A 19,336-nucleotide genomic window follows, 5' to 3' on the forward strand; every position below is an offset into this window, starting at 1 on the left:
CAGGGCCACCCGTCAACTCGTCCATCGTAGCGCGCCTGGTTCCTGATACGACAAGCTTCGTTGTGCAGCTACGATATGCATGATGATGGTGTCGATCAGAAACGAGCCCGCTAGAACCTGGCTCTGCTGGCTCATGCTGCTGTGGTCTGCCGTAGGTTTGAAGGCACAGCAGAGCAGTCCAGCAGTCCCAGCGAGCAGCTATGTCCGTGTGGACGGGGTAACGTACGGTCAAGGCAAGTCTGCTCCATTGCTTGCGGACATGTACGTGCCGAAAGATCCCGGGCTACATCCAGCGGTCGTCTACATCCATGGCGGCGGTTGGACCGGGGGCAGTCGGACAGGTTGGAGCAGGCTGATCGTGCCCTTCGCGGAGCATGGCTATGTTGGGATGGCAATCGACTACGACCTCAGTCCGGATGTCCGTTTTCCGATCGCCCTTGAAGAATGCAAGGAAGCCGTTCGTTGGCTTCGCGCCCACGCCATCCAGTACCATGTCGACCCGAATCGCATCGCGGTAGCTGGCGGCTCTGCAGGGGGCGAGCTGGCAGCACTTGTGGCGTTGACAAACGGCGATAACCGCTACGAAGTCGGCGCATTCACGAATTTCAGTTCGAGTGTGAAAGCGGCCGTCCTTTACAGCGCTGACCTTGATCTGACGAAGTTCTCTGACACGGACGACGCAATACTCCCATACCTCGGAGGTTCGTGCTCCGCGCAACATGCTCTGTGCCGCGAGGCTTCTCCACAATTTCACCTCCATGGCGATCTGCCTCCCATCTATATCGGCCATGGCAACGCAGATGGGGACGTTCCGTACTCCCAATTCACCAGCTTCGTTGATGCCTATAGGAAAGCGAACGGAGCCATCACTCCCTTCACCGCGGAAGGCGGTCCACACTCGTATGCTGCAGACCCTCGTTGGTTTCAGGCAAATATGGATGCCGTCTTGAGCTTCCTTCGGAAAAACCTTTAGACGTTAAACTTCCTTGCTTGAAGGGTTCAGCAGAATGGTCATACGGATTTCCGCGAAGTGTCTGCTTAAACTGACGGTCTTGATGGGCTCAGCTATCTTACCGCTGGGCGCACTGGCTCAGGCTGCTCCAGAAGCGCTGCGACCACCTCTTCTGGCGACGTTCGAGATCGTGTCAATTCATCCTATGAGACAGGATGACTTGCGTCCGGAGCACATCGACAATCCATCCAGACGCGGGTATCTAAGCGCAGTTAATGTCAACCTGAAGTCATTGATGGAGATCGCCTACGATATCCCTGATCTAAGGATGTTCGGTGGGCCGACTTGGCTGACATCAGAAAGGTTCTCCGTCGAAGCCAAGGCCGACCCGAGGCTAGACGAAGAGCTCTCTGCACTTCCGAACGATCAAGCGAGGCAGACGAAGCGAAAGATGATTTCGGCCTTGCTCACTGCGAGATTCCAACTGGCGGTACACGCTGACGCAAAGGTGATGCCCGTATACGCGATGGTTGTCGCAAAGGGCGGTCCAAGACTTCGCGGTAGACAGTACAACGGCGACTCGCAGCCCGCAGGCAGCGAGCTCATCAACATACGACCGGGCAACAACACGCTGCAGGTTCTCGCCTATGAACTTTCGTGGCGACTTGGACGACCCGTTCTAGACCGGACGGGTTTGCAGGACAATCAGGCGATCACATTACGTTGGCGAGACGATGAGGGTTCATCAGATGAACTGAACGCCCCTTCGCTCCTCAATGCCATGCAAGAACAGCTTGGATTGACGCTTGAGTCCACGAAGGGCTCCGTACCGATCCTATTGATCGATCACGCAGAGAAACCTGCCGACAACTAGGCCGACCCTTGTGACGGTGCTGATCGCATTCAGCCGCTAAATCGCTCCCGTAACTAGTAACAAAGATCGCCGCCGTCGGAAGTTGGTCTTGAAGCCGAGTCGGCATTCTTAGCAATGCGCATGTTTGCATTTACGTCAATGCGCATTGCCTACTTCCCAATTCTGCCGTTGAATGGAACCCTGGTGTCTTGCTCGGGCGAAGGTCTCCTCCAACGGGCTAGTCTAACCTCAACTCGCCGAGGCTCCGAATGCGTTTTTTCGTACTTCTCACTCTGTTCTCCTGCATTGCATCCGCCCAGTCGACTCCCTACTTCCACTTCACCTTACCGCCGGGCCCCCACGGGGTCGGCCTCAAGGTTGTGCAGCAGTACGATTACACCCGCACCTTCCACTCGACGACAGACGTCCTCGGGAAGCCTTACGCCGGTGAGCGTGCCCGTCCGATCCAAACTCTCATCTGGTACCCGGCACAAACCTCCAAAATCCAGCAGATGGCCGTATCTGACTACGGGAAGCTCTTGGCTTCTGAGACTGACTTCAGCAACCCGAGCATGTCGTCCCGCTGGCAGGATTGGATCAAAGCCATGGCGCCCACCCTGAACGACAGTCTTCTGGCTTTACGAGACGCGCCACAAGCACCAGGCCAGTACCCACTGGTGGTTTACGCTCCGAGCTTTTCTGCAATGTCCTGGGAGAATGCCGACCTATGCGAATACTTGGCCAGCTACGGCTACGTCGTTGTTGCCAGCCCTGACATGGGTGAGAGTACCCGCTACATGACTTCCGACATCGCGGGGATAGAGGCACAGGCAAAAGACGTCTCTTTCCTGATCTCTTATGCCCGGACCCTGCCTAACGTCGACCTCTCCAAGATTGCTGTAGCAGGCTTCAGTTGGGGTGGCATCTCCAACCTTTTTGCTGCAGCACGCGATTCCCGTATCGATGCTCTGGTCGCGCTCGATGGCTCGATGCGGTATTTCCCAGGCCTTGTGAAACAAGCCGGCTACGTCCATCCTGACCAGATGACGATCCCCCTCCTCTACTTCACTCAGGGTGAGATCAGTCTTGAGCACGTCTACCTGAATCATTCCGCGCCCGATCAGCAAGGGCCGAGTGTGCTCAACCAGTGGACCCACGGCGACCTTCTGACCGTCCACGATCTCGCCTTAGTACACCAGGAACACAGCTCCATGTACCAGAGGAGCGAAGACTTCTGGAAAGATTATGCAGGTGACCACAAGGGCGACTACGCCCGTGAAGATGGCGTGGCCGGGTATGCCTGGATGTGTCGCTACACTCTCAACTTCCTCAACGCGTATTTGAAGAACGATGCGGCAGCTGCAGCCTTTCTAAGGAAGACTACCGCCGAGAACGGTGCCCCACCCCACCTGCTTACCGCTGACTTCCAACCCGCGAAAGGCTTTCCGGCGTCATTCGACTCGTTCCGCTTCCAGATCGGTCGTCAGGGCTTTGATCACGCCGCCACAATCTTCGCCGCCATGCAGAAAGAGAAGCCAGATTTCATGCTGAAAGAGCCGACCTTACTGAACTGGTCTTTCGAGCTGGAGGAGCAGGGCCATCTAACTGAGGGTATCGCTATTCTGAGGCTCACCTGTCAGCTGTACCCGAAGTCGAGTTACGACCATGAAGCGCTTGGGGAGGCGTACATGAAAGCTCACGAAAGCGCCTTGGCTGTGGACGCGTTCAAGTCGGCTCTTACGATCGACCCTAACAATCAAAACGCTAAGGCCAAACTCAAGGAGCTCCATGATCCTGAGCAAAAAGCCAACTAGGCCTCCCACTCAGAGGGGGCTGCTGCTCATCCCGATTCCGACCAATGGACTTTACGGACTAATCTGAGGTTATGAAAACAGCTGCACACGGTAAAAGCGCCGCGAACAGGGCTACGGGATGGAAGGTAGTACCTTCTCTGGGCCGGAGTTCCTTGGCATCTCGCGTTCTCTCGTCGTTGCTTATTGCCTTGGTGGCACTCGTTTGTAATGGGCAGGCTGCTGCTAGCCGGACAGCCAGCGACGCCCGGGCATCAACTCCTGAACCTGCTCTTCCGGCGATCCTGAAGATCTTCGAAACTTATGAAGTTGTAGGGATACAAGCAGCCCACGCCCAAAAGGACGTGGACGACTTCATTTTGTCTCTGATCCGGGATCCACGCTTTCCGGAAACAGTGAATGACATCGTTGTTGAATGTGGGAATGTCCGCTACCAGCCGATCCTTGATCGCTATATCGCCGGCGAGGATGTCGCGTTCACTGAAGTCCAACATGTCTGGCGCGACACAACTCAAGCCATGTGTGGCGAATCTGGCTTCTTTGAGCAACTGTACCCGCTCGTCCGTGCGATCAATCAACATCTTCCTGCGGCAAGACGGCTGCGCGTGGTCGCGGCCGACCCGCCTATTGATTGGGCTAAAGTCCAGACGGCCAAGGACATCACGCCTTTCTTTGACCGCGATGGCAGCATTGCTTCCGTAATGGAAAGTGAGGTGCTCTCTAAACACCGGAAAGCGCTTATGCTGTTCGGGATTTTTCATCTACTGCATCGAAGCGGTCCTGGTCCGGGAGATGCAGTCACAATCTACGAGCACCGCTACCCCGGCAAGACCTTCGTAATTAGCACTCTCGGGTATTACAGCACGAACGGCGAATCACTCACAGACTTTCACGCTGGACTTGGAGCATGGCCGTCGCTTCTAAGAACCAAGAACAGCAGACTAGGCTCTTTGAGCCTTGGTGCGTTTCTGCCGACACCGGTCACCACAGATTCGGATTGCAACGTCGTCGATGCGGTTACGGGCAAGTCCTCCAAGACCGTCGCCGGTCTTCTCGACGCTTTCCTGTATCTTGGCCCCCAAGATCTCCAATTGAGTGAAGCCATCCCAGCTGACATCGCGCTTGATCATGCATACAGGTCGGAATGGCTCCGACGCCTTAAAGTTTCCGGCCTGCCCGGGCCTTCGACAAACGAAGCGGTTGATGCTGAGGTCATCGCGGGGGCGGCAGACCCCATTCTCGTGACTCCCAGAAACCCGGATGCGAAGGAACTTTACCCGATGATCAAGCAGGCCTGTCTTCTTAGGAAGCATGCGGCACCGAACACCGCACCTTAAGCGCAGAAAATGGCCTGCCCATCACTTCCCATAATGCGACTTTCCCAAGCCAGTGCTAGTCGTCCGCTTTTAGGAAGTCGTGACACATCCGCGAAAGCCGTTCGGGAAGGTTGCGATTAGTCCTAGTACAACGCCGTTGTGGGAGGTTGGCCTTTGATGCGAATCCATTATTCCAGCAATGCGCATCTCCTTCGCAGCTTCGGTGACGACCGACCAAATGGCCCAGTCGCGCCGATTTTGTTCGCAGGACTTGGCTCTGCAGCACCGTATGAAAACCCTATTGCTGCGTCAAGCGCCGATAGTCTTCTTCGAGGTTGGACGGCAAAGTTGGTGCTTCCGGCTCAGGTAACCAAAAGGCGATACACCAGAACAGAAGGACACCCTGATACACAGAGTTCCTCATATTTTCAAGGAGCCCGAAGTGCTCCGTTGTGCGCCAGTAAGCATGCAGCGTGTCAATAGCGAAGGCGGACAGCGTCCATACCGTTAGCCCCAAACTCTCGCGCGCGATGTAGCTGCGCCAGTCCAGGCCAAGTTTCTGCATTGCACGAATCACTGCGACAAAGAGAAAACAGACCAGCACCGTGGAGAAGAGGCTTGCGCGCGCCGCTAGGCCATCAAGAACATTACTCGCTGCTGGCGTTATCCATATCGTGAGCACAACCGCGAATGTTGGCCCGAGAGTAAGGAACGGAATGAGCGTCTTCTTTGCGCCTTCCACCCATCGTCCATCTCGTTTGAGAGCAGATCGAGCTATCTCCGCTACGACTGCGATCTGGAGCAGGAAGTCGCCCAAAGCTCCGATCCAATACACCACGCGGTAGTTTTCCTTGGATCCCAATCGGTACGCCAAGAAGCACGACAGCGTATAAAGCAAACCGTAAGCGATCCAAGTGGCAAACCACGGCACGACCCGCCATCTGATCTTCAGCGTCAGCACGAGAACCAGGACCAAACGGAGCATCGGGTCGAGCGCCCAAAGCGCGATGTCTAAAAGAGACAGCTTCACCGATAGCCCCTTCCGTAAGGGTATCCGATCTGCTGTTTGCGCAGAAGTAGGGTTCCTCGGCCAGATCACGCATGGGCTTAGGACAGGTTCCGAAAACGCCGTTTTAGGGGAGCAGCCCGACGTCTCCCGCGTTAGCATGGCCGACATGGCGACATTTATCCGAGCAATCTTCTCAGTCCTAGTGGCGCTTGCAGCTTTCGTTGTCTCGTTTTTGGTAATCTTCGTTCCCATGCTGTTCCTAGACATGCACTACGCTCCCCATGACGGCCAGGGAGGGATGAGCGGGTTCTTCATCGGTATTCCGGTTGCGACCATCGCCTCTTTGGTTGCTGGGCCGTTGTGCTACGTACATGCAAAGCGGAAAAAGTGGTTTGCATGAACGAAAGGCCCACGTGTACGGTTTCCGGAAACGCCGTTTTGCGGGAGCTATCTCACGGGGCGTCAGCTGACAACAAGGGCGCTTCAGTGTGATTGAAATGCACAGACTTCACCACTTTCAGAAGAAGGGCTTCTATAGTGTGCGTTTGTTTTGCATCAGGATCCCGACCTGTCTCCGAGGAGGCGGTTGCCTTTGCGATTGCTGTCTCGAAGAAAAAGCAGTTTGGACGCAGATAGAGCACGTAAAGCGTGCCTGAGTTCGATTGCATCATCCCGGATGAGGCTGTTTTGCGGACAGTGAGAGCGTGACTGCCCATGAGCACGGTTCGGAATTTAGATGTTCCCGATATAGACGTCGAGATCGATTCGCAAGCCATACGATTCGGGGAACGCACCGCGGCGTACACAACTCCAAAGCCCTCCAAGTTCGTCTCTGCGTAAGGACGTCCCACTTGCTCTCTCGGGAATCCTCCTACTTCGTAGCCAAAACCCGCTATGAGTTTCACTTGTTCAGATTGAGCTAGGGCGGCCGGTACATAGCCAAACTGCGTCTGGGCTTTCCAGGCGGAAGGATAGCGGAAGGAGACTCCATTCCTGCTGTCTGTATAGGTTGTCACTCCACTCTGCACCTCCTTACGCGCACGAGGAGTATCTATGGCCTGGATGTGATCTCCATGCGAGACCGGAGTAGACGGGCTAAGAACTAGCGAAGCAGCCACAACGATTCGGAACATCATCTGTATTCTCCGCGCGCTTTAATTCTTACCAAATCATCGCCACGATTGGTGATCAACTCGGTGTTCATTGGAGTCGATCCCGCAAAGTCGCGTTTGCGGAAACAGTCCGATTACGTCAGCCCGAGAGCACGTCGATCCACTTCTTTCTGACCCAGCCGGATTGGCAGGTGGCTGTCCGACGCACATCCAGACCTTTTACCCACTCACTTCCACAAGGGGTTCTTGAGGCACCGAAACTGATCCGGTACCAATTGCGGTTTTCATCACATACGTAAACTGCTTGCTTCGACGTCAGCAGGCCCACGGCTGGTGACTTGGAAAGAGGGCGCAAGTGCACGGTCAGCTTTCCGCGCTTCGCAGCGACCGTGACTTTTGCAAAGTTGCACAAATAGGGCGAACCCGCCCTCGGCAAAGACTGAGCGTGTTCCGGTTGCTGGGCAAACAGAATCGAACAAGACATAGAAGCTAGAGCTGCGAATCCTGCGGCGCTTGTCATTCGACAACATGTCTTGTGTCTATCAGAGGGTGCAGCTCCTGCAAAGTCGGGTTTGCGGAAACAGTGACCTCGGAGCTGCCGAAAATGCCGTTTTCCGCGAATCATGCTCTCTCAAAACCATCAAGCTTGGGGGCGCGTTAGAACACGCGAGCTTTAATGTGGTTTTCTCACGGTCCCATGCTGAGTGAGCGCAGCTGTATAACGGGAACGCTATGAAAACGACAAAGGCTAGAAAGCCAACGGCACCAGCGAGCAACCTGCAGCGTGCTTTGGACGATATCCAATTAGGACAACGAAACTCTACCTGGCCGGATGTTCTAAAAAGCAGCAAATCCGCTGATGAAGCCTTCTGGAAGGGCTCTCGCGACGCGCCGTTGGTTCAACGGATCGGGGTCATGATCTTTGCACTCGCGTTTCTCATCACTGCAGTTGGCCTGATGTTCCTGTCTCACCAGGATGAAGAGCCGCTTATCGCAGTCTTCTCTCTCTTTCCCCTCGGAGTGGGATTGCTTTTCTTCAGGAATGCTCTCTTGCACTAAATCACTGCAACCAAACGCGAGCCTGCTTCGAAGCGACAGCTGGTTCCAGAGAGCCGCGCGGCGCCAGGTGCAACCCTCACGGTCGCAGTGTCAAGTTTTTCCTCGTGGACCTGTCGCTTCCCGCAAGTCGGGTTTGCGGAAACTGCGGTCTGAGAGTTGCCGAAAACGCCGTTTTTCGTGAACGAAGCAGTCCGAGGTACCCTGCCCAATCATAATCGGGCCTCAGCACGATATGCTGTCACTCAAACTATGTTGGCCAGGAATCAAATCACGTTTGGATCGCGCCCCAAGATCCTCTTTGTCAGGATCTCCCAATGTGCTGTAGCGCTCTGCTTTATCGCTGTCCTGTTTGGCGGACAGAGCGTCGCTTCTTGGTTTTTGATGGGCATTCCATTGCTGCTTTTCGAGACCTACATGTCCGGCATGGTGCTCGCCCGCTTGAGTGAAGACGGACTTGCGTATAAGCGTTTGGGAACGTGGAAGGAGGTGAGGTGGACAGAGTTCGCTTATGGCGGCGTTTCACCCGTTGGGACGATCCGGTTGAAGCTGCCAAATCAGCCCATTTGGCGACGCTATCTCCTGCTCTTAGTTCCTGACCCGCCACTCGAAGACCAAGAGGCATCCTTACCCGGAGCACGTCGTTTCTGCGAAATCATGGAACCTCCCAGCGGGCGAACCAACTGACAGCGTGCGTGTTGCAAGCCCGACGCTCTTGTAAGTCTGGTTTTCAGAAAACACTGTTCTAGAACTTCCGCAAACACCGTTTTTCGTGACAACGCTCTGCAGTCATAGACTGAACGAGGGATACGCTCATGTTCGACAAGCCGAGACGACTGGGATGCTAGACAGGCTTTCAGATGCTCTCTACAAGTGGAGAGGCATTGCTGGCTGGCCAGAATCAGAAGCTCTCGTGTCTGCGTGCATCTGGACACCGGACGCGGAACTGGGCGGCGGCGTCGGCAATTATCGAGTTCTGTTCTCGTATCCCGTGAAAGATGGGGTCCAGACGGCAAAGCTAGGCATCAATGGCGTGAACGGGCGTTCTCCCTTTCGAGTTGGCGATACCTTCACCCTGCGATATCACCCGAAGCATCCAGCCCGTTTTTACTATGCGAACGAGATGTCCCAGATGGCTCGAGTCGGCCTGGTCGCAATTTTCCTGCTTGTCGGTGGGCTGGCCGCGCTCCTCGTTATAGGGCTTGATCTGAAATAGACGCAGCCTTCCTTGAAAGTCGGGTTTGAGGAAGTCGGGTTTGAGGAAACAGCTTGCCGGGCCTCGACCGACGGCCGTTTCCAGAATCCCGTTTTAGCATCCCAAAGACTGCGATGGACCGCGTCCTATACGCTCAGAACTCTGAATGGTGGTAAGGAAATGAGCATCTTCCAAAGGGCGTGGAAAATCACTGGCTTCGCGCTGGGCTGTGTGGGGCTTGCAGGGATCATCTGGACTGCGATTCTTTGGGGGAACCAGCTGAACGACTTGCCACGACATCCTGAGGATACATCGGGAAGGGTCTACCCAAGAAATATTCATGGAGTGGTTGTGTATCAAAACCGATCCGAATACCGCTTCTTGGAGACTGTCCAATACTGTGCGATGACAGTGTTCGCATCCAGCGTCCTGATGTCAATTCTCTATAAGGCGACGTGGGAGCGATAGCTCCCACGTCTTGAACCCGAACCCCGGTAGACGAATCGGATGGCTACCTTGTAGTTTGAGAAATTATCTGTCGTAGATTTTGAGGTGATATTTGTCGTACGAACCACACCTCTCAATGCCGGGGCAATCGCTCAAGAACCCCCTAACTCTTTGTGGCGAAGGCACTTGGGATTCGATGAGGTGCAATCTAGGACGCTCCCACGCACCAGCCCTACGACAACTATCGGCACAAAATCTACGACAACGAAATACTCACGCTACAGACCAAGAACAAGCGAGCTAACCACGTCATCCTCTGTCTCCCAGGATACGAGAAGTGTTCAGATTGCTGTCATCCAGCAGGTTAGACTCCATGCGCCCTGTTCGCAAACCGGCGTGGGATCAAGCTCAGGGACGCCGTACCGAACGTGCGCCAGTTCCTGTTCGAGCCGCAGCCCTCGTAGCCGCAAAAGCGCAAGGAACGAAGCTCAGCGGTCGCCGCGTCTCGGCTGAGCGCCTTGCAGAGATCGTAGCTGCAACGCGCAAGGCGCGTAGCCAGAAAGTGAGGCAGGTACGCTCGGAACTCCTTCCGACGATCACAGCCATACAGGCCCCCCGGCGCGAGCTCGCTCCGCGCGATCGCAGCAGAACTCAATACTGGCGAGGTCCCAACGCCTCGAAGACTTGGGGAATGGTCTGCGGTCCAAGTCCAGAGGGTGATGGAAAGAGAGATAGCAGACTGAAACGTCTTTTTGCTCGGCTTACGGGCGCTTACTTGCCGGTCTGAGAAAGGAAATCTTTACGGCAGGGGGCGGCGGCCAATGCCGTAGTGTTCGCGGGTGGAGAAGCTGAAGTAGGTTTCGCTAAAGCTAGAATGCCGTCGACTACGCCGAATCGGGCAAGGCTGGCATCGGGGTAGATGCCAAAGGGACGGCTCTTATCCTTGTCCGGAACTCCTCCCGAAAATGCGCCGCAGCCTTTATCGTTCATCATCCAAGCTTGCCCTCCGGCACTCGTCACCTGCATTGAAAATAGCTGGTCGGTAGGCAGGTACATCGCTGCAGTTTTATGACCTAACTTTGGATCTTTCAAGCTATGAACGTTGCCCGTCAGGACCAAGACAAGATCCTGAGGCTGTGTGCTTTCCAGAGTCCGAACGGCGTGACCCATTGCTTCATCATCTGCTGTTGGTGATGAGGCAAAGGCATCAGGATCAACGATCGCCACTACTCGCAACGCAGCGTACTGAGTCTTGAGCTTACGAAGCTTAAATAGTAGTTCCAGCATTGCTTGACTGGTGCGTCCATCGTAACTCTCGCGCCAGTCTGGCTGGTCGAGAAGCGCACGCTCGACTGCTGTCTGATCTCCGGAACCAACGACAGCATCGATTGCAACCTGCTCTGTATTCGGTCGCTCAAGAGCCACTGTGACATGCCGGCCGTGAGCAAGAGCGTCGCACACTAGATCGCCGAATACGGCGGGAGTCTCGACCGTGCCATGCGATTCGCCTAGCCACACCCAGCGTATGGAGGAACGAGACCAGAGGTTCGCTGCCCCGGGTACGGGTGTACATGTGGCGAAAACCGGGGAAGCAGTCGTAACGAACAAACCAACAGCCAGTGCTAGCGCATATCTCATGGAATGTAATCCTGGTCAGCTAGCGTAAACGAAAGTCTCCACTGTTTGCCCACGACAGCTACGGTTGTCAGAGACTGTTTCCGAAAACCCGACTTTGCGGGAGCCATTGTGCGAACAAGGTGTTCGTGGGCCTAAACTTCACAAATGCAAGTGCTGAATCCAGAGGACGCAAAGCGATTCCTCATTGCCAACAATCTAGGTGAACACCTGACTCGCCTTGCACCTGACACCTTCCGAACCGAGGTCACGAAGGATGTGGGCAGACGGTGTGCCTACGCGAACATGCTTACCAATCACCTCGTCACGAGCGAAAGTGCTATCGCCTGCCTAGACATCACTGATTGGGATGTATGGCCCTCGGCACAGAACTTGGATCTGTTCTATTCGTACCGCCGCTACTTGGGTGAGCATCGCTCGTTGAAAGACGCTCACTTCCACGTCTTCACGGCTGCTGAGGCGAATGAGTTTCGGAACATCCTCCATCTCGGTTTGATTTCGCTCTTCGATGTGGCAGGCGCGAGCACGACAACAGACTTTCGCTTCTATGCCTCGCATGACGAGTGGATTCAGGTGGCTTGGCACGAGGACGTTGAGTGGCGAGAAACAACTGAATGGTTCTTCGCCCCGTAGAGGTTCTCCCGAGAAACGGCGTTCTCGGAAGCTCTGGCACGCAGTTTCCGAAAACCCGACCTATCGGGAACGAACTCAGCTGTAAGCTTTACGCCTGCCACTTGCCTTTGTAATAGGCAGACAGAATGGCACTCAAACCGAAGGAGGCCAGTGCCGTATTTTGGATAAGATCCAAGGCGTCTTGCTCACGTGCAGTCTGGTAAACCACCACGCCATGAATGTTCCGCGGGTGTATCCGCCCGTTCGCTAGGTCTGGCGCTCTCGGAAGGTCTCTGAACTGTTGAGACCAAAGAATTGCCGCAGCCAGCAATCCGAGAAGCCCTATCGCACCAAGGAAAACGCCCGCAAATCGGCAGATTGGCTTCATAGGATTCGGAGACGGGATAGCGTCTTCGCTCGGCCAAATGGTATCAGTTGCAGCTTAGAACCGTTAACGCTTCCCGCAAAACGGTGTTTTCGGAAGTTCTAGGTCACAGTTTCCGAAAACCCGACTTTCCAGGAGGTTCCTGGTTGTTCCTTTTAGAATTGGGAGATGACCTCAACGAATTGGCAGATCGTTCGGTGGTGGGAATACAGGCGCTTACCGTTTAACGCTGCTCTGCTTTGCGTCGGTCTCCTCTCGATAGGAGTCTTCGAGTGGTTGATGGACAAGGTCATTCCCCGTGGCGAGGATGCCGTCGAGCCCATGGTTCTGATTCTCGGAATTGGTCTGTACGGCCTCACGGCGAATCTTTGTTACACGTTAGGCTGGGTGTACGAGTTGCGGAGCCAATCCTCGCCCTCTGCCCGAGAGCGACATAAGGCCAAGCGATTGTTTCGGGATGGACTACTGGCTTCCTGCGTCCTGACATCAGCGCCACTGTGGTTTGGCTTCCTTTACTACCTGACCCATCCACGTCTGAATCAGTGATCTGGAATCACCGACACACACTGGTCTGGCGAAACTGGTATCACCACGGCGTCTCCAGCAACGCCGCAGCACTGTTTCCGAAAACCCGACTTTTCAGGCGTTCGATGCCAAGCGTCTGCCAGTGGGGCTCTGCTATGGTGCTGCCATGAGCACTCAGTACAAGCCCTCTGAATGGCGCGGGAAGCGGGCTGTCTATCAGTCCACGGATCCGGCTGAGCCGAAGAGGCAGACAAGAAGAACGCTTTGCTTCATAGCATTTGTTCTCATCGCGGTTGCGTTGTTTGCGCTTATCGCGTTCCGCCCAAGCTGAGCAAGCGTGGCCCGCCCAGTTCCCGAAAACCCGACTTTCAAGGAAGGCTGCGTCTATTTCAGATCAGCCCTATAACGAGGAGCGCGGCCAGACCACCGACAAGCAGGAAAATTGCGACCAGGCCGACTCGAGCCATCTGGGACATCTCGTTCGCATAGTAAAAACGGGCTGGATGCTTCGGGTGATATCGCAGGGTGAAGGTATCGCCAACTCGAAAAGGAGAACGCCCGTTCACGCCATTGATGCCTAGCTTTGCCGTCTGGACCCCATCTTTCACGGGATACGAGAACAGAACTCGATAATTGCCGACGCCGCCACCCAGTTCCGCGTCCGGTGTCCAGATGCATGCAGACACGAGAGCTTCTGATTCTGGCCAGCCAGCAATGCCTCTCCACTTGTAAAGAGCATCTGAAAGCCTGTCTGGCATCCCAGTCGATCTCGGCTTGTCGAACATGAGCGTATCCCTCGTTCAGTCTATGACTGCAGAGCGTTGTCACGAAAAACGGTGTTTGCGGAAACCGTACACGTGGGCCTTTCGTTCAGGCAAACCACTTTTTCCGCTTTGCATGTACGTAGCACAACGGCCCAGCAAGCAAAGAGGCGATGGTCGCCACCGGAATACCGATGAAGAACCCGCTCATCCCTCCCTGGCCGTCATGGGGAGCGTAGTGCATGTCTAGGAACAGCATGGGAACGAAGATTACCAAAAACGAGACAACGAAAGCTGCAAGCGCCACTAGGACTGAGAAGATTGCTCGGATAAATGTCGCCATGTCGGCCATGCTAACGCGGGAGACGTCGGGCTGCTCCCCTAAAACGGCGTTTTGGGAAACTGCTGCGACCGCCTCTTCCCTACTAGCTGTTTGTTCCGCCGAGAAGCTTCTGGCGCATCACAGCTTCCAGGTTCTCCGTGGAAACCAACTGACTTTGAGGCTGGATCGCGACAGCCTTGGTCGAGGATCCTGGTGCCATGTAAACCACCACTCCACTTGAGCGAGGTGCAGCAAGCGCTCGTGGTTCAGGAACAAATGCCTTGATGGTGCGACGATATTCCCGCTTTCGCTTTGGGGGCAATACCGTCACAGTTGCTCTCGGGATGCTTGCGAGCCCGCCGCTTGTTGTCGGTACAAGAGGGAGGCTTCGCAGGATAGCGGGCTCCATCGGCCTTACGGCTTGTCGCCGCACTGAAGCGATCCTTTTTGCACGTCGCTTCTTTGAACCGATGTGAGGAGCGAGGGACGCCGGCTCAACTATGCCTGCAAGGATCTTTCGTACCTGGAGTAGCTTGTTGAGCTCCGCGTCGATCTCGCGGAGGATTGCTGAATATTGCATAGCTCAAGCATAAAGTCTTTAGCTCCTCAGCACCTGTGGGCCGCGATCACTAGCCTCGTGCCTTACAACCCCAAACTGTCATTCAGTGAGATGGCAATGTCCTGTTCAGACCCGAGGTAGCGGTCCGTCGTCTGAATGGAGCTATGCCCCAGCAGGAACTTGATCTGCTCCAGGTCGCCGCCGGCTTTGCGGCAGAGCTTCGCGCAAGTCCTCCGGAGGTCGTGGGCGCAGAAGTGCTCGATGCCGATCTCCTTAGCGGCTTCAGTGACCACGGACCAGATGGCCCAGTCGCTCAGGCTCTCCCCAACCTTCACGCCTTTCGAGATGGATCGCAGCAACGGCCCCTTCTCAACGGAGCCGGCCGCCGGCCAGGCATCGATCCCCTTCTTTACCTAGACGGTATCGCCACGGTCCGGACTGTCGTTTTGCTAATTAAGTGGCCGACTTTGGTGCTAATTATCTGGCACACAGCAAGCGGTGATGGCGGGGAAGCACGCGCGTACAAGCGCATATACAGCAACAGCTTAGCCGAGTTTGTGGTGGTTTCGTCGCCGAGGGCGGTCGGGTTTGGGGTCTTAAAAGCGCCAAAGTGCCAAATAGCGCGAACAGAACTTCGCCACTTAATTAGCAAAACAACACAAATGATGTGATGGAAAGTGTGCCACTTAGTTGGCTAATTTAGAAGTTGTGGGATCCTAAAAATTAGGCGGTCACCAGGTCAGCAGCGGCTACAACAGCCTGGTTGCGTCCATTGCGCTTGCCCTGGTAAAGACGACGATCTGCCTCTTCGACGACCGCTTCCGGTCCCCGATCAGCCATCTCCTGCACAAACGGTAAAGCCCCACAGCTGATCGTCAGATACAACGGCCCCACGCTCGTCTGCACCGGCAGAGACCGCACCGCATCACAAATTCGCGTGCTCACAGTAGCCAGGTGCTCCGGCCCGCAGCCATCCAGCAAGAGCAGAAACTCTTCGCCGCCATAACGGCCGACAGTGCCATTCCGGACATTGTTCTTCAATCGCAGGGCAACTTCACGCAGCACTTCGTCGCCAACCGCATGCCCGTATGTATCGTTGATCATCTTGAAATGATCTAAATCGCACAACATGACACTGAATTGCGCAGCTGGGATAGTCCGGTTGCTCATCTTTGCCGCCAACACATCAAATATGGCGCCGCGATTTAGTAGTTGTGTCAGCGGATCCCGAGCCGCATGCTTGCGCATCTTCTCATGCGCCTCGATGAGGATGTCTTCTAGCTGCAGAATCCGCAGTCCCGTGCGCAGCCGTGCCAGTAGCTCCTCTGGATGACAAGGCTTCGTCAGGTAGTCATCCGCACCGGCCTCCAATCCCGCCACCAAGTCTTCCTTTGAATCCTTCGAGGTGAGTAGCGCGATGTAAATGTATGCCTTCCGCAATCCGCCTCGGATGGCACGGCAAACCTCAAGCCCACTCAGTCCCGGCATCGTCCAGTCCAGCAGCACCAGCCGCGGTCCGTCGTCTCGCGAAAGGATCTGGATAGCCTCCAGGCCGTCCTTCGCAGTAATTACCTCGAAGTCTGTCGTTCGCAGCATCCGCTGCAGCAGCAGCCGGCTCACCGCGTCGTCATCTGCGACGAGGATCTTCACAGAACAGGCTCCTGTGAGATCTGCTGCAAAGCCTTCACCACCTGCGGCATCAGCCCCTCCAGACGCTGGATTAGGTCAAGAGCCGCGGTCAGATCGGAGCCAACAGCAAGATGCTCAAGCTGTGCTGCCAGTGACGCGGCGCGCGTTGCCGACAGATTCGCCAATGCTCCCTTCAGCCCGTGCGCCGTACGGCGAAGCGCATCGCCATCTGCGCGCGCTACTGCGGCGCGCAGTCCCAACAACTTCTCCGGATAATCCTGCTCAAACGCCTCTGACAGTTCCGCGACAAACTCCACGTCCCCGTCGATCCGCTCCAGCAGATCCTTCGTATCCACCACACTCTCAACACTTGCCTCTTCTTCCCTGACGATCATTTCTGCCGTCTTACGAGCCGTATACGTCTCCAACACAGCATCGAGCTCCTGAGGGCGGATCGGCTTCGAGAGGTAACCATCCATGTCCGCAGCCATGCAGCGTTCTCGGTCGCCCTTCATGACCAGAGCCGTCATCGCGACGATAGCCAGGCGCGCGCCCGAACCAGCCTCACGTGCTCGGATTGCGATCGTCGCCTGAATACCATCCATTTCCGGCATCTGCACATCCATCAACACCAGATCGTACTTGCGGCTTTCGCTCGCTTCGACCGCTTCTCGGCCGTTGTTGGCCACAACAACCGAGTGCCCGCGCTTCTGTAACAAGCGAACCGCGAGTTTCTGATTCACCTCGTTGTCCTCCGCCAGCAGGATGTGTAACGAGCGTACGGCTGGGAGATCTGCCACCAATGTCGACTGCGTGATCAAGCTCTTGTCCTTAATCCCGTCCATGCTGCTACCCAGCGCACGCGCAATCGCGTCTTGCAATTCCTGCCGTCGCACCGGTTTCAGCAGATATGCCGAGATCCCGAGCTGTTCACACCGATTAGCGTCGCCGTGATGCCCACCAGAAGACAACATCATCACGGTCGGAAGCGCTAACGAAGTATCCTGCTTCATCTGCTGGACTACCATGAAGCCGTCCATCTTCGGCATGTGCATATCTGTCAGCAGCAGACGGTACGGCGAACCCTCAAGTCCCGCTGCGTGCAGCATTGCCAAAGCCGTGTCACCCTCTGGGGCGCTTGCGACCTCCATGCCCCATATCCGCAGCAAACCTTCGAGGATTCTCCGATTCGTCTTGTTGTCATCAACGATCAGCACTTTTACTCCTGCCAAGAGGGGCAACGGCTTTGGAACAACCACTGGAGCTGTGGCATCAGTCACCGGGGGTAGAGAGACCGTAAAGTGAAACTGCGATCCCTTGCCGGGCGTGCTCTCGCACCAGATACGGCCGCCCATCAACTCCACTAGCCGGCGCGAGATCGTCAACCCCAGCCCTGTGCCGCCGTATTGCCGCGTCGTAGAAGTATCAGCCTGACTGAATGATGCGAAGACGCTTTCTAATTTCTCCGGAGAAATACCGATGCCCGTATCGCTGACGTTGAAATACATCTGATCCGGTCCTTCGCCAGGATCAGCCAGCCCCACACGCAACGACACTTCTCCGCTGCCCGTGAACTTGATCGCATTGCCAACTAGATTCACAACGATCTGCCGTAGCCTACCTGGATCTCCCAGTACGACCTCAGGCAGATCCGCACTAACGTCACATAGCAGTTCCAGGCCCTTCTCATCCGCGCGCAGAGCCAGCGTCTTCAGCGTCGTCTCTACACACTCGCGTATGTCGAAAGAGATCGTTTCGAGATCCACCTTGCCCGCTTCGATCTTGGAGAAGTCCAAGATGTCGTTGATTACGGTTAGCAGAGAGTCTGCGGAGAACTTCACAGTCGTCATGTACTCGCGCTGCTCGCGGCTCATCTCAGTCTCCAGAGCGAGGTCCGTCATGCCGATCACGCCATTCAAGGGCGTCCGAATTTCATGGCTCATGTTCGCCAAAAACTCGCTCTTCGCTCGATTAGCGGCTTCCGCTGTAATCCGCGCCTCTTCCATACTCCGTTCGGCCAGCTTGCGCTGCGTCACATCATGCACAAACGCCGCGAACATCTTCTTCTCACCCACCACGATGGCAGAAACAGCCATCTCAGCAGGGAACATGATCCCGGTCTTATGCAACGCCATCACCTCCAACCGACCATGCAGCACACCATTTGCATCCATCGCCGATAAGTCGAGCGGTGCGCCGTCGTTGCTCTCCGATAACAACAGGCCCGACACCGGTTTTCCGATGATCTCGCTCGCAGTCCATCCAAAAGTCTGCACCGCCTGGTCGTTCCAGTCCGTCACCAGCCCGGTTTCTGAGATACCAATAAATGCATCGAAAGCAGCGCGTACTATCCGTCGGTAGCGCTCCTCGCTGCTCTCCAAGGCCTCTGCGTGGCTGGTGAACCGTCGGTCGATGAACGACGACATGTATACCAGACTAAGCAATACCACCGTAACCAACACAATGCTTGCCGTGCCCAAGTCAGAGATGCCAATCGCATGATGCAATAGGTCCGGATTCGTCGGTGCGTGCATAAACGACACAGCCGCCATCCCCAGGTAGTGCATCACGGGGATGGCTAGGCCCATGACGAGGGCGCTCACGCTCTTGTGCCAATGGAACATCGACCGAATATGCCGAGAAGCGAACGTCAGACGCAGCGCTACGAATGAGATAACGATCGCCGCCACGACCGACAGCGTCACGAGCGCCGGGTTGTAGATGGGCGCCGCATCCATGCGCATGGCGGCCATGCCCGTATAGTGCATCGCCGCGATGCCGCCGCCCATGAACAAACTCGCAACTGCGGTGGAGGCCCATCCCAGCGTGCGACGGCTCACCATGTACAGTGCCAATGCCGATGCCAGTACTGCCGCCAGCATACTGAGCAGCACGGTTGGCCAGTCGTATTGCACTGGCATATCCATCCGGTAGCCCAACATACCCACGTAGTGCATCGACCAGATGCCGATACCCATCGCCACCGATCCGCAGAATAGCCACGACAACCGTGCGCTTGCAGTCCTGCTCGACGTCACTCGCCCCGCGAGGTCGAGGGCGGCATAAGCCGAGAGGATCGCAATGCCAATCGAAAGCAACACAAACGAGATTTGGGTCTGACCGTGCATCATAAAAGCACTGTTCACAACTGCTCCGC

At 55.7% G+C, this 19,336-nt stretch carries 16 protein-coding genes; 9 read left to right on the forward strand and 7 right to left on the reverse strand.

The features are described 5' to 3' along the window. Window positions 1–133 precede the first annotated feature (133 nt). From TERRO_RS15615 to TERRO_RS23260, 4 genes are all read left to right on the forward strand, one after another. Window positions 134–973: an alpha/beta hydrolase gene (locus tag TERRO_RS15615; protein WP_245536118.1), complete on the forward strand. Its 840-nt coding sequence runs from the start codon at window positions 134–136 to the stop codon at window positions 971–973. A gap of 13 nt (window positions 974–986) precedes the next feature. Beyond that, window positions 987–1,826, forward strand: coding sequence for a TIGR03435 family protein (locus TERRO_RS15620; protein ID WP_245536119.1), 840 nt, complete (start codon window positions 987–989; stop codon window positions 1,824–1,826). A gap of 248 nt (window positions 1,827–2,074) precedes the next feature. Beyond that, window positions 2,075–3,619, forward strand: a complete 1,545-nt coding sequence (locus tag TERRO_RS15625; RefSeq protein WP_014786666.1) for a dienelactone hydrolase family protein — start codon at window positions 2,075–2,077, stop codon at window positions 3,617–3,619. Between the two features lie 152 nt (window positions 3,620–3,771). After that, window positions 3,772–4,953, forward strand: a complete 1,182-nt coding sequence (locus TERRO_RS23260; RefSeq protein ID WP_157178399.1) for a hypothetical protein — start codon at window positions 3,772–3,774, stop codon at window positions 4,951–4,953. A gap of 277 nt (window positions 4,954–5,230) precedes the next feature. On the opposite strand, the gene TERRO_RS15635 is transcribed toward TERRO_RS23260, so the two are convergent. Then, window positions 5,231–5,962: a hypothetical protein gene (locus tag TERRO_RS15635; RefSeq protein ID WP_041592651.1), complete on the reverse strand. Its 732-nt coding sequence runs from the start codon at window positions 5,960–5,962 to the stop codon at window positions 5,231–5,233. Between the two features lie 145 nt (window positions 5,963–6,107). Here TERRO_RS15635 and TERRO_RS22810 point away from each other — a divergent pair, with 145 nt between their 5' ends. The 3 genes from TERRO_RS22810 (at window position 6,108) to TERRO_RS15660 (ending at window position 9,325) form a co-directional block, all read left to right on the forward strand. Then, complete coding sequence (locus tag TERRO_RS22810) at window positions 6,108–6,341, forward strand: hypothetical protein (RefSeq protein ID WP_245536120.1); 234 nt, start codon at window positions 6,108–6,110, stop codon at window positions 6,339–6,341. 1,444 nt (window positions 6,342–7,785) lie between these two features. Continuing rightward, entirely contained in the window at window positions 7,786–8,112 is a 327-nt protein-coding gene (locus TERRO_RS15650) for a hypothetical protein (protein ID WP_041592654.1), read from the forward strand. A gap of 910 nt (window positions 8,113–9,022) precedes the next feature. After that, window positions 9,023–9,325 (forward strand): DUF3592 domain-containing protein, encoded by a 303-nt coding sequence (locus tag TERRO_RS15660; protein WP_157178400.1) that lies wholly within the window; start codon window positions 9,023–9,025, stop codon window positions 9,323–9,325. A 1,197-nt stretch (window positions 9,326–10,522) separates the two neighbouring features. On the opposite strand, the gene TERRO_RS15670 is transcribed toward TERRO_RS15660, so the two are convergent. Beyond that, the gene (locus TERRO_RS15670) at window positions 10,523–11,176 is read right to left on the reverse strand and encodes a hypothetical protein (RefSeq protein WP_157178401.1); all 654 of its coding nucleotides are present in this window, start codon (window positions 11,174–11,176) and stop codon (window positions 10,523–10,525) included. A 357-nt stretch (window positions 11,177–11,533) separates the two neighbouring features. Between TERRO_RS15670 and TERRO_RS15675 the strand changes: the two genes are divergently transcribed. Beyond that, complete coding sequence (locus tag TERRO_RS15675) at window positions 11,534–12,019, forward strand: hypothetical protein (protein ID WP_014786675.1); 486 nt, start codon at window positions 11,534–11,536, stop codon at window positions 12,017–12,019. A 532-nt stretch (window positions 12,020–12,551) separates the two neighbouring features. Further along, window positions 12,552–12,929: a hypothetical protein gene (locus tag TERRO_RS15685; protein ID WP_041592658.1), complete on the forward strand. Its 378-nt coding sequence runs from the start codon at window positions 12,552–12,554 to the stop codon at window positions 12,927–12,929. Between the two features lie 368 nt (window positions 12,930–13,297). On the opposite strand, the gene TERRO_RS15690 is transcribed toward TERRO_RS15685, so the two are convergent. The 5 genes from TERRO_RS15690 to TERRO_RS22815 all read right to left on the reverse strand — a co-directional run bounded on the left by TERRO_RS15690 (window position 13,298) and on the right by TERRO_RS22815 (window position 19,325). Continuing rightward, on the reverse strand, window positions 13,298–13,693 hold the full coding sequence (locus TERRO_RS15690) for a DUF3592 domain-containing protein (protein ID WP_014786677.1): 396 nt from the start codon (window positions 13,691–13,693) through the stop codon (window positions 13,298–13,300). A gap of 85 nt (window positions 13,694–13,778) precedes the next feature. Continuing rightward, entirely contained in the window at window positions 13,779–14,012 is a 234-nt protein-coding gene (locus TERRO_RS15695; protein ID WP_157178369.1) for a hypothetical protein, read from the reverse strand. Between the two features lie 621 nt (window positions 14,013–14,633). Continuing rightward, window positions 14,634–14,909, reverse strand: coding sequence for a site-specific integrase (locus TERRO_RS15700; RefSeq protein WP_041592660.1), 276 nt, complete (start codon window positions 14,907–14,909; stop codon window positions 14,634–14,636). A gap of 364 nt (window positions 14,910–15,273) precedes the next feature. Next, window positions 15,274–16,200, reverse strand: a complete 927-nt coding sequence (locus TERRO_RS15705) for a diguanylate cyclase (protein WP_014786678.1) — start codon at window positions 16,198–16,200, stop codon at window positions 15,274–15,276. Beyond that, the gene (locus TERRO_RS22815) at window positions 16,197–19,325 is read right to left on the reverse strand and encodes a response regulator (protein WP_014786679.1); all 3,129 of its coding nucleotides are present in this window, start codon (window positions 19,323–19,325) and stop codon (window positions 16,197–16,199) included. The genes TERRO_RS15705 and TERRO_RS22815 overlap by 4 nt, the downstream gene beginning before the upstream one ends. Window positions 19,326–19,336: the final 11 nt, after the last annotated feature.

Origin of the sequence: Terriglobus roseus DSM 18391 (genome assembly GCF_000265425.1) — a bacterium.
Taxonomy (GTDB): Bacteria; Acidobacteriota; Terriglobia; order Terriglobales; family Acidobacteriaceae; genus Terriglobus; species Terriglobus roseus.

What these genes read in the sequence shown, in the direction of transcription:
- TERRO_RS15615 (WP_245536118.1), top strand. Translation starts at nt 134, where the DNA reads ATGCTGCTGTGGTCTGCCGTAGGTTTGAAGGCACAGCAGAGCAGTCCA.
- TERRO_RS15625 (WP_014786666.1), top strand. Translation starts at nt 2,075, where the DNA reads ATGCGTTTTTTCGTACTTCTCACTCTGTTCTCCTGCATTGCATCCGCC.
- TERRO_RS22810 (WP_245536120.1), top strand. Translation starts at nt 6,108, where the DNA reads ATGGCGACATTTATCCGAGCAATCTTCTCAGTCCTAGTGGCGCTTGCA.
- TERRO_RS15650 (WP_041592654.1), top strand. Translation starts at nt 7,786, where the DNA reads ATGAAAACGACAAAGGCTAGAAAGCCAACGGCACCAGCGAGCAACCTG.
- TERRO_RS15675 (WP_014786675.1), top strand. Translation starts at nt 11,534, where the DNA reads ATGCAAGTGCTGAATCCAGAGGACGCAAAGCGATTCCTCATTGCCAAC.
- TERRO_RS15685 (WP_041592658.1), top strand. Translation starts at nt 12,552, where the DNA reads ATGACCTCAACGAATTGGCAGATCGTTCGGTGGTGGGAATACAGGCGC.
- TERRO_RS15690 (WP_014786677.1), bottom strand. Translation starts at nt 13,693, where the DNA reads ATGTTCGACAAGCCGAGATCGACTGGGATGCCAGACAGGCTTTCAGAT.
- TERRO_RS15695 (WP_157178369.1), bottom strand. Translation starts at nt 14,012, where the DNA reads ATGGCGACATTTATCCGAGCAATCTTCTCAGTCCTAGTGGCGCTTGCA.